The sequence below is a fragment of the Pseudoalteromonas sp. S327 genome (genome assembly GCF_005886415.1).
Taxonomy (GTDB): domain Bacteria; phylum Pseudomonadota; class Gammaproteobacteria; order Enterobacterales; family Alteromonadaceae; genus Pseudoalteromonas; species Pseudoalteromonas atlantica.
In genome coordinates this window covers 1-11552 of the sequence record NZ_PNDP01000047.1, presented here as the reverse complement: position 1 = coordinate 11552, position 11552 = coordinate 1, and the positions used below count along the sequence as shown (strand labels likewise).

Sequence of the window (11552 nt, the reverse complement as noted above, 5' to 3'; positions counted from 1 at the left end):
TGTGGCCAAACAACCAGAACAAAAAAAAGCACCCGTAGTTTACCAATATGACGCAATAATTATTGGTACGGGCCCTGGCGGTGAAGGCACCGCCATGAACCTATCGAAAAACGATAAAAAAGTAGCGGTTATTGAGCGCCAACAAGCTGTTGGCGGTGGCTGTGTACATTGGGGAACAATTCCTTCAAAAGCATTACGCCACTCGGTTAGCCGCTATATTGAATACAAAGCAAACCCACTTTTTAATGTTGGCGAGCGCCCTAGCCGCTTAACGTTTCCTGATATTTTAAGCCATGCAAGTTCTGTTATTTCTAAGCAGTCAAACTTACGTAGCAGCTTTTACGACCGTAACCGCATTCATATGTACCAAGGCGATGCGAGCTTTGTAGATAAACACACGGTTGAAATTAAGCGCCTTGATGGCTCAGCAGAGCGTATTACCGCTAAAACCATTGTAATTGCTACTGGCTCGCGCCCATACCGCCCACCTGAGGTCGACTTTAGCCATTCACGTATTTACGACAGCGATACTATTTTAGGCCTAGAGCACGACCCACAACGTGTACTTATATACGGTGCGGGTGTTATTGGCTGTGAATACGCTTCAATCTTTAAAGGCTTAGGCGCTAAAGTAGATTTAGTAAACACGCGCGACCGCTTATTAGCCTTTATGGATGCAGAAATTTCTGACGCGCTTAGCTACCACTTTTGGAACAGCGGTATTGTTATTCGTCATAACGAAGAGTTTGATCGTATAGAAACGCGCTCAGATTGCGTTGTAATGCATTTAAAATCGGGCAAGCGTGTAAAAGCCGACTGTATTTTATTTGCTAACGGGCGCACAGGTAATACCGATACGCTAAACCTTGAAGCTATTGGTTTAAAAGCCGATGGTCGAGGCCAACTTAAAGTCAACGAAATGTACCAAACTGAGGTAGACAACGTTTACGCAGTAGGTGATGTAATTGGCTACCCAAGCTTAGCGAGTGCTGCATTTGATCAGGGCCGTATAGCTGCCGATGCTATTGCCTGCGGTAATTGCGAAGATAAGCTAATTATAGATATACCGGCCGGTATTTATACTATTCCTGAAATGAGTTCGGTAGGTAAAACAGAGCAACAGCTAACCGCTGCAAAAGTACCGTATGAAGTTGGTCGTGCTCAGTTTAAGCACTTGGCTCGTGCGCAAATTGCGGGCACAGAAGTTGGTAGTTTAAAAATATTGTTTCACAGTGAAACAAAAGAAGTACTTGGCGTGCATTGCTTTGGTGAGCGTGCCTCAGAAATTGTTCACATTGGCCAAGCCATTATGGAACAAAAAGGGGCAGGCAACACTGTTGACTACTTTGTAAATACCACATTTAACTACCCAACGATGGCAGAAGCCTACCGTGTTGCGGCGTTAAATGGATTAAATAGGTTATTTACTTAACCCGATTACTACACAGCAAAAAGCCCGCTAATTAGCGGGCTTTTTAATAGCTATTAATACTACGGTTGTTATTTGTGGTATTGCGCGCTTAGCTCATGTACTGCATTAATAAATACACCGGCGTTTTCTGGGTCTACATCTGGTGTAATACCGTGGCCTAGGTTAAATACGTGGCCATCACCTGTGCCAAAGTCTTCTAAAATAGTGCCTACTTCCTGGCGGATACGATCAGGCGTACCGTGAAGCATTGACGGGTCCATATTCCCTTGCAATGCAACTTTATCGCCTACACGACGTTTAGCGTCGCCAATATTAATAGTCCAATCAAGACCTACTGCATCACAGCCTGTTGCTGCAATTGCTTCAATCCACTGACCACCATTTTTGGTAAATAGCGTTACCGGCACTTTACGGCCGTCGTATTCGCGAATTAAACCATCAACAATTTTATGCATGTATTGCAGTGAGAATTCGTTGTAATCGCGCGGGCTTAATACGCCGCCCCACGAGTCAAATACCATTAACGATTGCGCACCAGCTTTTACTTGTGCGTTTAAGTAATCAATGACTGAATCAGCTAGTTTATCTAGTAGTAAATGTAGTGTTTGCGGCTCTGCAAACGCCATTTTTTTAATTTTACCAAATACTTTACTGCTTCCACCTTCAACCATGTAAGTTGCTAGTGTCCACGGTGAACCCGAAAAGCCAATTAGTGGCACTTCGCCTTTAAGTTCACGGCGAATAGTACTTACTGCGTTCATTACATAGCCAAGCTCGTCAGTTGGGTCTAGCTTAGGAATCTTTTTAACATCAGCAAGTGACGAAATAGGGTTTTCAAATTTAGGGCCTTCACCGGTTTCAAAGTACAAACCTAAACCCATAGCATCGGGAATAGTTAAAATGTCACTAAATAAAATAGCAGCATCTAACGGGTAACGGCGAAGTGGTTGTAGTGTTACTTCACATGCAAGCTCAGCATTACGGCACAGGCTCATAAAATCGCCCGCTTGTGCACGTGTAGCACGGTACTCTGGTAAATAGCGTCCTGCTTGGCGCATCATCCATACCGGTGTTACATCAACGGGTTGTTTTGCAAGTGCACGTAAATAACGGTCGTTTTTTAATTCGCTCATAGCGTAAATAATCCTGAGGCTTATAGAAATTGTTCAAGATTGTACCACCATATTCTCCGGCTCTCTATCGCTAAGCTCGTAAAACATGTGTTACAGCTAACAGAACCTATTTTGTTGCTTATTTAGTCACATTTGAGTGTTAAATAACCAAAAAGAACTAACAATAAAAACTTTTTGTTAATATGTTTGCAACATAACAAAAACCTTGGTATTGTTTGTCCCGCGTTAACAAGAACAATAATAAAAATCTTAAACAACAATAACAAAAATATTTATAATAAAAATAACAAAAATCTTCTATAACAATAAGAAAGCTTGTATTAACAGGCCAAAACAAGAAATTAAGCCACCTTAACCGGTGGTTTTTTCTTGCCTGCAATAAAATAATAATTTACCTACAATAAATACACTCATGCACCAGCTCATACCTTTTACTTGTTGATATACACTTAAATAAAATATATCTTGATGTATAAGAAAATTTAAATTTAACCATAAAAGTGACCCAGCTTAGGAGAACAGTAATGCTGACGCGCGTAGAGAAAGCTCAACAAAAATGGGGTGGTAGCCATACTGTCATTGATAAATGGTTAAACGAGCGCCAAGAGTTAATTGTACTTTATTGTAAAATGGCTGGGTTTTCGCCATACGACAAAAAAGATCACGCCTTACCAGAGCCAGAACAAATTCAATCATTTTGCCAAATTTTAATGGATTACTTATCTGCCGGCCATTTTGAAGTGTACGATGACATTGCAAAAGCCTGCGAAAGCAAGGGCCTTGAAAGCCAAGAGCTGGCAAATACAATTTACCCGCGCATTTCTAGCACAACAGATATTGCTTTAGACTTTAACGATAAATACGCAGAAGTAGGTAAAGAGGACTTATTAGCAGAGTTTGATAACGATTTGTCGGTACTTGGCGAAACGTTAGAAGCGCGTTTTGAACTAGAAGATGAGCTAATAGATAATTTGTTTTCTAACCACACAGATTAATAAAATAGCCTACAAAAAAGGGACCGTTATGGTCCCTTTTTGCGTTATAAGCTACCGCTTATTGCGCAGGTGCTTCGTCATCTTGAATTTCAAGTAGTTCTACTTCAAAAACAAGCGTTGAGTTAGCTGGAATTTTACCTAGGTCACGATCGCCGTAAGCAAGTTCAGAAGGAATAGTGAACTTGTACTTAGACCCTACTGACATAAGCTGTAAACCTTCAGTCCAACCTGCAATTACACGGTTAAGAGGGAAAGTAGTTGGTTCGTTACGCGCATAAGAGCTATCAAACTCAGTGCCGTCTAATAAAGTACCTTTGTAATGTACTTTAACTACGTCTGTTGCTGCTGGCTTTTCGCCTTCGCCTTCGCTAAGTACTTCGTACTGTAGACCTGACTCAGTTACTGTTACGCCTTCTTTTTTAGCATTTTCTTCTAGGTATTTTTTACCTGCTTCTTTGCTTTTTTCAGACTCAACTTTAGCTTTAGCTTCTTGCTTTGCACGCACTGATGTATCTAGCTCAGTTAGCACTTCACGGATTTTTTCTTCATCGATTTTTGCATTACCAGCAAGCGCGTCTTCAAAACCACGAATTAATAGTGCTTGGTCTAGTTCAATACCAATCTCTGATTTATCAGCTAGGTCTTTATTTAAAAAGTTACCTACTGATGCACCAATACCGTATGCTTGTTGCTGCTCTACAGTGTCTAATTTAACTTCAGCTTGTTCTTGTTTTGCTTCTTGATTACAAGCTGTAAGCGCTAAAACCGACGCTGCAATCAATGACAATCTAATCGTCTTTTTCATTTTAAATCTCCGACACACTTTGCAGTTGTCATTTATTGTATTATTACTAGTTAAAGATTAACGGCCTACATGATAGGCTGCTTGTTTAATAACTAACTAAATTAAAACCTAACCTATTATAGTGATTAGACAAACACCCTAGGCCTTCAACGTGACCTAGTCTAACCTCTCAGTCACTAAGAGTTAAGAGGAAATACCTGTAATATGTCGATATTTCGTACTTTTTTAATCGCTTTTAGCTGTTTATTAGCCCTAGCTTGTAGCGATCAAAAACAGCAAGCTGCACAACGCTTTGAACACGCAGCACAGGGTGCGTTTTCCTCGGCAGTATCTAACGATGGTAAATACAGCCTAGTCTCCTCCATTCACCATGGGGTCGCCCTGTGGGATAATCAACAGCAGGTGCTAAAATATCAATGGTTTCAACAGCAATCACAAGAAAGCCTAGTGTATGCTGTGGCTATTGCGTTTGATAATAGCGTGGCTGTTACCGCAGAAAAAACCACCTTTGCCGTGTGGGATATTAGCAGCGGCGAAAACCGCGGCTATTATAAAATTCAACAAGCCACTATTCGCGATATTGCGATAAGTAACCAAGGCCGCAGTGTTTTATACGGCAGAAGCGACGGCGTAGTGGTATTTTTAAACCTAGAAACCGGACGCCGCATTGAGTTTTTAGGCCACCAAGACAAAGTAAACACCGTTGATTTATCGCCTAATGGGCGCTACGCCTTAAGCGGCTCAAACGATTACGTTGCTTATTTTTGGGATACACGTACAGGGCAAGTAATTCATCGCTTTAATCACCCGACTCGTGTTACCCAAGTAACCCTAGACCCACAAGGTCGCTACGCATTTACCGCAGATAGTATGAAGCAAGCACATGTATGGAAGCTGACTACAGGTGATCTTGTGAGTAAACTGGCGTATATTGCGCGTCAGAAAATTTTTACTGCGGTACGCTTTAACGAACAAGGTACATTGCTGGCCACAGGCTCGCCCAATAAGCGCGTTGATTTATGGCAGTTACCCAGCGGAGAAAAAATTCAAACTTGGCAAGTCACACCACGTGAAGGCAGTAAGCCTAAATCGGCTGTGGTGCTAGATGTAACGTTTATAGATAACGGCAAGTCGTTGTTAACCGAGAGCTCGAGCGGAATTGCAGAGCACTTTACAATACGAGAAGCAAATGAACACAATTGAAAATCGTTTAATGGAGCTTGAGGCAAAAGTTGCTTTTCAAGACGAAACAATAGAAATATTAAATGACGAGCTAAAAGCACACCAACAGCAGCTAGCAAAAATGAAGCGCCAAACTGAGTTACTAGCAGAAAAACTTAAAGAAGCGCAGCAGCCGTCGCTAATGTCGCAAATGCAAGAGCCGCCTCCGCCACATTACTAAGGTGGGTAAAAAATAAAAACCGGGTTAATCGCCCGGTTTAAATACACCAATTACTTGTTCAAATTGGCGAGTAGATGCCTGAACAGCGTTATCGGGTTGCGCCATTTTGTGGCCACACTCCACACACTCTACTTTTTCAACATCATGTTCTCTGTACAGCATCATGGTATCCATGGCTTTACACTCAGGGCACGATGCACCAGCAATAAATCGCTTCTTTTGTCTCACAACATTTTTCCTGTGGTTTGAACTGCACATATTTTATCGTATAACTTCCTATGTTGATACGCTTGATAAGAGCAATACGTTCTATGGTATGATAGCGCCAACTTAACCAGGGCACAGTAAAGTAACGCATTCATGATCCAAATCTCAGAAATAGAACTACTTCGTGGCGGAAAAGCCTTATTAAAAAATGCCTCGGCTACTTTATTTCCACAACACAAAGTGGGCTTAGTTGGCGCTAATGGCTGTGGTAAATCTACCTTATTTAGTTTATTAAAATCTGAGCTGCAACTCGATGCGGGTGATTGCAATATACCTAAAGATTGGTCTATTGCTTCTGTAAAACAAGAAACCCCAGCCCTTGAAATAAGCGCCATTGATTATGTACTTCAAGGTCACCCTGAATACTATGCATTGCGCATTGCCCTGCGTGAAGCTGAGCAAACAAGCGATGGTGACACCCAAGCCAAAGTACATATTCAGCTTGAAAATATTAAAGGCTACAGCATAGAGTCAAAAGCGGGCGAATTGCTGTACGGCTTAGGCTTTGCTAATCACCAAATAGAAAACCCTGTAAGCGCGTTTTCTGGTGGTTGGCGTATGCGTTTAAACCTTGCACAAGCACTTATTCGCGATGCCGACTTACTATTACTCGATGAGCCTACCAACCACCTTGATTTAGATGCCGTTTACTGGCTTGAGCGCTTTTTACGCGCCTACACAGGCACCTTGGTACTTATATCTCATGACCGCGAGTTTTTAGACGCCGTGGTTGATCAAATTTGGCATGTCGATAAACAGCTTATTAATGTGTACAAAGGTAACTACTCACAGTTTGAACGCCAAAAAGCAGAGCGCTTGTTACAACAACAAGCAATGTTTGAAAAACAACAAGAGCAAATTGCCCATCTTGAGCAGTTTATAACTCGCTTTAAAGCCAAAGCCAGTAAGGCCAAACAGGCACAAAGCCGTGTAAAAGCACTCGAACGTATGGAAAAACTGGCACCTGCGCATGCCGACTCACCGTTTGACTTTGAATTTGCCGAGCCAACAGCCCTGCCTAACCCGCTAATGACCCTAGATAAAGCAAAAGCAGGTTATGGCGATGTTACTATTTTAAATAATATCGCGCTAAACCTAGTTCCTGGCAGTCGTATTGCGTTACTCGGTCGTAACGGCGCGGGTAAATCAACGCTTATAAAGCTATTAGCGGGCGAGCTTGAGCCGCAAGCAGGTAAAGTGGTTCAGCACCATGGCTTAAATATTGGTTACTTTGCGCAGCACCAACTTGAATCTCTTGATTTAAAAGCCAGCGCAGTGACCCATATTCAACGTTTAAACCCACAGGCCACAGAGCAATCATTGCGTGACTTTTTAGGTGGCTTTGCATTTATTGGCGATAAAGCACTTGAGCCCGTGGCGCCGTTTTCGGGCGGTGAAAAAGCCCGCTTAGTGCTAGCCATGTTAGTGTATCAAAAACCCAATTTACTACTACTTGATGAGCCAACTAACCACCTTGATTTAGAAATGCGCCACGCGCTAGTAATGGCACTACAAGGCTTTGAAGGCGCCATGGTTACCGTATCGCACGATCGCCACATGCTTAAAAACACCGCCGATGAATTTTATTTAGTCGATGATGGCAAAGTCACTCAATTTGGTTACGATTTAGATGCCTATTACCAATGGTTACTCAATGCAAATAAAGAAGCCGCTAAAAGCCAGCAGCCTGACGAGCCAAAAGCAAATCCAAGCGTTAATCGTAAAGAGCAAAAGCGCCTAGAAGCTGAGTTTAGAAAAGCCATTCAACCGCTTAAAAAACAAATTGAAAAGCTTGAAAAGCAGCTCGATAAATTTACTGCAGAGCTTAGCGAAGTTGAAGTAGCCCTTGGCGACAACACACTCTACAACGACGATAACAAAGCCCAGTTAAAAGAGCTAATCGCTAAGCAAGCAACGCTTACCCCTAAAGTAAACGACACTGAAGAAGAGCTACTGATGGCGCTTGAAGAAATGGAAGAAAAAGAGCAGGCCTTTGCCGATGAACTTGCTCAATAAAAACGACTTTTGGCAATTTGCCTGCGCTTTGTACGCAAAGCCAGGGCAACAACAAACCTTGCTGGCGCTACAAAACCAGCAAGGTAAAAACGTTAATCTGTGCTTATTTTTGCTGTATTTAGACTCACTTAAGCTAAGCATTAATGCCGAGCAGCTCAGTGCGTTAATAGCATCTATTAATGAGTTTGATACGCAGGCACTTAAGCCACTGCGTGCAACGCGCAAGTATTTAAAAGCCAATCAAGAAAGTATCAGCGACTATGCAAAAATACGCCAAGAGCTATTAAGCGCCGAATTAAAGCTTGAAAAGCAACAACAGCAAATACTGATTGATACAGCGAATAAACTTAGCTTTTTAGAAGCTGTAAAGCCAAACAATATTGAGCTGTATGTGAAAGCGACTTAGGCTGTCAGTTTTTATACCCTCTTCTAAATGTTCATTCTATTTTCTTTGTGCAAAAAATCTTTAAGCCGATTGATTCTTCAAAGCCTATAGGCGCTGTAGTAGGAACTGAATAGCCCCTAAAACATGATCTACATCAACTTTACTTGGTTACTTTTTCCACGCAGGGAAATAGTTTGATCTCGATCACATTATGCTTTGCAAAGTCACTTTATGATGTCTCCATCAACTGAACGAGGAGATTAATCATGAACGTATTCTTTAGAGACTTTTTTAGCGACCCTGTTTTATTTATGTCTTTTGGGATTTTAGGCGTCGTGATTTCTCTTTGCCTATTTTACGCTTTTTACTTTATTAAAAAAATTAGCGAGGCTGAAGTTCCCGAGCATCATTAAGCACGACGCACAAAGCGCCTACTCAGGTTACTGATTAGGCGCTTTTTATTTTATAAAGCGAAAAATTTGGTACACTAACGTTTCGTTTTTTTCATAGTGCGTAGTACAAACATGATCAATAAGTTTAAACCAGCATGGTGGATGACCAATCGTCACGTTCAAACCATAATGCCGCGTTTTTTCCGTCCATTTCACAATACGTCCTACGAACTTGAGCAACTTGATACGCCCGACGGCGATTTTATTGAACTTGCATGGTCGCTGCCTCATAATGAAAACGCTCCCCTTGCTGTGGTTTTACATGGTCTTGAAGGCAACATAAATAGCTTTTATGCCAAAGGCATGATGAAAGCCTTAAAAAAGCAAGGCTATGCCGTAGTACTTATGCACTTTAGAAACTGCTCAAGTGAAGTTAACCGCTTACCCCGTGCTTATCATAGTGGCGATACAGCCGATTTAGCTTTTTTTATAAATCATTTAAGGGAGCAATTCCCCAGCCGCCCTATTATGGCTGTTGGTTTTTCGTTAGGGGGCAATGTACTGGCTAAATACCTAGGCGAAGAGCGCGAAAACTGCCCCTTAAGTGCTGCAGCCGTGGTCTCGGCTCCTTATGATTTATCATCATCAAGCGATGTTATTCGCAAAAGCTTAGGCAAGATTTATCAAAAGTACTTGCTCGATAGAATGAAAAAATCAATGCAGCGTAAATTGCCACAAATTAAGCAGCAAATACCTATTACCTCTGAGCAGTTAATGAAAATTGACGATTTACTAGAGTTTGATAATCAACTAACCGCTCCACTGCATGGCTTTGAAAACGCACACGATTACTATCGCCAAGCCAGCGCAATGCCTTACTTAAAGCATATTGCGATTCCTACGTTAATAATTCATGCCAAGGACGATCCAATGTTGTCGATTAAAGCCGTGCCAAGTAGGCAAGATGTGAGTGAGCATGTTACCCTGAGCGTCTCTGAAAAAGGCGGCCACGTAGGGTTTATTAGTGGTAATAATCCGTTTAGGCCAGTATTTTGGCTTGAACAAGCCGTCCCTCATTATTTTGGCCAGCACGTCCCCACTAAAGCGAGCAGTAAGCAGTTATGATTATCCCTTTTGAACAACTTGATAAAGACACCCTCTATAACCTAATTGAAAGCTACGTGCTTCGTGAAGGCACCGATTATGGTGAGCAAGAAGTGAGTATTCAAAGTAAAGTAGCGCAGGTTAATCAGCAGCTTAGAAATGGTGAAGCGATGGTGTTTTTTTCTGAGCTACATGAGTCGGTCACTATTATTTCAAAAAATGAATTTAAAGCACTGCAAAGCGAAGAGCATGAAGCACAGTCGTTTGATTAACGCCTAACACTTGTAACTTTTGAGCTGAACGTACACAATGGCTTTTTACCCAAAGAGCCAAAACATGATAAAACTCAGCACTCTAGTGGTAGCCATATCACTAGCTTTAACACCACAAGCCTTTGCAGAGCAAGTAAAAAGCCCGTCAGACAAAGCAGTAAAACTAGCAAAAGACACTATTTTAATCGACACCCATATTGATGTACCTTATCGTATCCACGAAAAATGGGTTGATGTAACTAAAGCCACCGACGGCGGCGACTTTGACTACCCTCGCGCAGTACAAGGGGGGTTAAACGCCCCTTTTATGTCGATTTATATTCCTGCTCACTTAGAATTTGAAGGCAAAGGTAAAAGCTACCAGCTAGCCAATCAAATGATTGATAGCATGGAAGCCATTGCACAGCGCGCCCCTGAAAAATTTGCTATTGCTAGCTCAACAGCGGATATAGAAGCGCAATTTGAGCAAGGCAAACTATCAATTGCGATGGGCATGGAAAATGGCTCGCCAATTGAAGGAAAAATGGAAAACCTTCAGCACTTTTTTGACCGAGGTGTACGCTACATCACGCTTGCGCACTCGCAAAGCAACCATATTTCTGACTCGTCATACGATATTCGCCGTAAATGGAAAGGTTTAAGCCCATTTGGTAAAAAGCTAATTACTGAAATGAACAACGTCGGTATGCTAATTGACGTATCACATATATCAGATGATGCGTTTTATCAGGTAATGGAGCTATCTAAAACGCCGGTTATTGCTTCACACTCTTCACTGCGCAAATACACGCCAGGCTTTGAGCGTAATATGAATGATGACATGTTATTGGCGCTTAAAAAGAATGGCGGGGTTATTCAAATTAACTTTGGCTCAAGCTTTGTAACCTCTAAAGCCGGTGCGTGGTACAAAGACCTTAAAAGCACTAAAGAGACCGTTAAAAAAGAAGGCACTAAGCCAAGTAAAGACTTTGATGCAGCGTACCGCGCTAAAAACCCATTCCCGTTTGCAAGCCTTGAGCAAGTACTTGATCATATTGATCACGTTGTAGAGCTTATTGGCATTGATTACGTGGGCATTGGCTCTGACTACGATGGGGTTGGAGATTCGTTGCCGATTGGCTTAAAGGATGTATCTAGCTACCCTAACCTAGTACAAGGCTTAATGGACAGAGGCTACAGCGATTCAGACATTAAAAAGATTTTAAGCGAAAATACGCTAAGGGTTTGGAAGCAAGCCGAAGCATATGCGAAAAAGCACTAAGCTGTAAGCTGTAAGCTGTAAGCTGTAAGCTGTCAGTTGTCAGTTGTCAGTTGTCAGTTGTCAAAAAATTTAATTAATAGCACGGCGT

The 11552-nt window shown here is 41.9% G+C and carries 13 protein-coding genes; 10 read left to right on the top strand and 3 right to left on the bottom strand.

Annotated elements, in window-relative coordinates:
• Position 1 precedes the first annotated feature (1 nt).
• Entirely contained in the window at positions 2-1432 is a 1431-nt protein-coding gene (gene sthA, locus CWB60_RS14885; protein WP_029774151.1) for a Si-specific NAD(P)(+) transhydrogenase, read from the top strand.
• A 68-nt stretch (positions 1433-1500) separates the two neighbouring features.
• Here the strand turns inward: sthA and hemE are convergent, their stop codons facing one another.
• Complete coding sequence (gene hemE / locus CWB60_RS14880) at positions 1501-2565, bottom strand: uroporphyrinogen decarboxylase (RefSeq protein WP_024033935.1); 1065 nt, start codon at positions 2563-2565, stop codon at positions 1501-1503.
• Between the two features lie 524 nt (positions 2566-3089).
• Here hemE and CWB60_RS14875 point away from each other — a divergent pair.
• Positions 3090-3560, top strand: a complete 471-nt coding sequence (locus tag CWB60_RS14875) for an Rsd/AlgQ family anti-sigma factor (protein WP_055255262.1) — start codon at positions 3090-3092, stop codon at positions 3558-3560.
• Positions 3561-3618: 58 nt separating this feature from the next.
• Here the strand turns inward: CWB60_RS14875 and fkpA are convergent, their stop codons facing one another.
• Positions 3619-4365, bottom strand: coding sequence for an FKBP-type peptidyl-prolyl cis-trans isomerase (gene fkpA / locus CWB60_RS14870; protein ID WP_004589617.1), 747 nt, complete (start codon positions 4363-4365; stop codon positions 3619-3621).
• A 204-nt stretch (positions 4366-4569) separates the two neighbouring features.
• Between fkpA and CWB60_RS14865 the strand changes: the two genes are divergently transcribed.
• Together CWB60_RS14865 and CWB60_RS14860 are read left to right on the top strand one after the other, a co-directional pair.
• Positions 4570-5568, top strand: coding sequence for a WD40 repeat domain-containing protein (locus CWB60_RS14865; protein WP_024033936.1), 999 nt, complete (start codon positions 4570-4572; stop codon positions 5566-5568).
• On the top strand, positions 5555-5767 hold the full coding sequence (locus tag CWB60_RS14860; protein ID WP_004589619.1) for a SlyX family protein: 213 nt from the start codon (positions 5555-5557) through the stop codon (positions 5765-5767). The genes CWB60_RS14865 and CWB60_RS14860 overlap by 14 nt, the downstream gene beginning before the upstream one ends.
• A 24-nt stretch (positions 5768-5791) precedes the next feature.
• On the opposite strand, the gene CWB60_RS14855 is transcribed toward CWB60_RS14860, so the two are convergent.
• On the bottom strand, positions 5792-5995 hold the full coding sequence (locus CWB60_RS14855) for a YheV family putative zinc ribbon protein (RefSeq protein WP_004589620.1): 204 nt from the start codon (positions 5993-5995) through the stop codon (positions 5792-5794).
• 132 nt (positions 5996-6127) lie between these two features.
• On the opposite strand from CWB60_RS14855, the gene CWB60_RS14850 reads away from it, so the two are divergent.
• From CWB60_RS14850 to CWB60_RS14830, 6 genes are all read left to right on the top strand, one after another.
• Entirely contained in the window at positions 6128-8050 is a 1923-nt protein-coding gene (locus tag CWB60_RS14850; protein WP_138579363.1) for an ATP-binding cassette domain-containing protein, read from the top strand.
• Positions 8034-8456 carry a TIGR02444 family protein gene (locus CWB60_RS14845; RefSeq protein WP_055255260.1) on the top strand — a complete coding sequence of 141 codons (423 nt, stop codon included), beginning with the start codon at positions 8034-8036 and terminating at the stop codon, positions 8454-8456. Before CWB60_RS14850 ends, CWB60_RS14845 begins: the two co-directional genes overlap by 17 nt.
• Before the next feature lie 245 nt (positions 8457-8701).
• Positions 8702-8848: a hypothetical protein gene (locus CWB60_RS20750; RefSeq protein WP_004589623.1), complete on the top strand. Its 147-nt coding sequence runs from the start codon at positions 8702-8704 to the stop codon at positions 8846-8848.
• 111 nt (positions 8849-8959) lie between these two features.
• Positions 8960-9952: a hydrolase gene (locus CWB60_RS14840; protein WP_024033940.1), complete on the top strand. Its 993-nt coding sequence runs from the start codon at positions 8960-8962 to the stop codon at positions 9950-9952.
• Positions 9949-10203: a YheU family protein gene (locus CWB60_RS14835; protein WP_004589625.1), complete on the top strand. Its 255-nt coding sequence runs from the start codon at positions 9949-9951 to the stop codon at positions 10201-10203. Before CWB60_RS14840 ends, CWB60_RS14835 begins: the two co-directional genes overlap by 4 nt.
• A gap of 64 nt (positions 10204-10267) precedes the next feature.
• A complete protein-coding gene (locus tag CWB60_RS14830) occupies positions 10268-11464 on the top strand; it encodes a dipeptidase (RefSeq protein ID WP_029773025.1) in 1197 nt (398 codons plus the stop codon).
• Positions 11465-11552: the final 88 nt, after the last annotated feature.

Excerpts from the sequence above, each read along its gene's own strand:
- hemE (WP_024033935.1), bottom strand. The coding sequence starts at position 2,565 with ATGAGCGAATTAAAAAACGACCGTTATTTACGTGCACTTGCAAAACAA.
- CWB60_RS14875 (WP_055255262.1), top strand. The coding sequence starts at position 3,090 with ATGCTGACGCGCGTAGAGAAAGCTCAACAAAAATGGGGTGGTAGCCAT.
- fkpA (WP_004589617.1), bottom strand. The coding sequence starts at position 4,365 with ATGAAAAAGACGATTAGATTGTCATTGATTGCAGCGTCGGTTTTAGCG.
- CWB60_RS14865 (WP_024033936.1), top strand. The coding sequence starts at position 4,570 with ATGTCGATATTTCGTACTTTTTTAATCGCTTTTAGCTGTTTATTAGCC.
- CWB60_RS14860 (WP_004589619.1), top strand. The coding sequence starts at position 5,555 with ATGAACACAATTGAAAATCGTTTAATGGAGCTTGAGGCAAAAGTTGCT.
- CWB60_RS14850 (WP_138579363.1), top strand. The coding sequence starts at position 6,128 with ATGATCCAAATCTCAGAAATAGAACTACTTCGTGGCGGAAAAGCCTTA.
- CWB60_RS14845 (WP_055255260.1), top strand. The coding sequence starts at position 8,034 with ATGAACTTGCTCAATAAAAACGACTTTTGGCAATTTGCCTGCGCTTTG.
- CWB60_RS20750 (WP_004589623.1), top strand. The coding sequence starts at position 8,702 with ATGAACGTATTCTTTAGAGACTTTTTTAGCGACCCTGTTTTATTTATG.
- CWB60_RS14840 (WP_024033940.1), top strand. The coding sequence starts at position 8,960 with ATGATCAATAAGTTTAAACCAGCATGGTGGATGACCAATCGTCACGTT.
- CWB60_RS14835 (WP_004589625.1), top strand. The coding sequence starts at position 9,949 with ATGATTATCCCTTTTGAACAACTTGATAAAGACACCCTCTATAACCTA.
- CWB60_RS14830 (WP_029773025.1), top strand. The coding sequence starts at position 10,268 with ATGATAAAACTCAGCACTCTAGTGGTAGCCATATCACTAGCTTTAACA.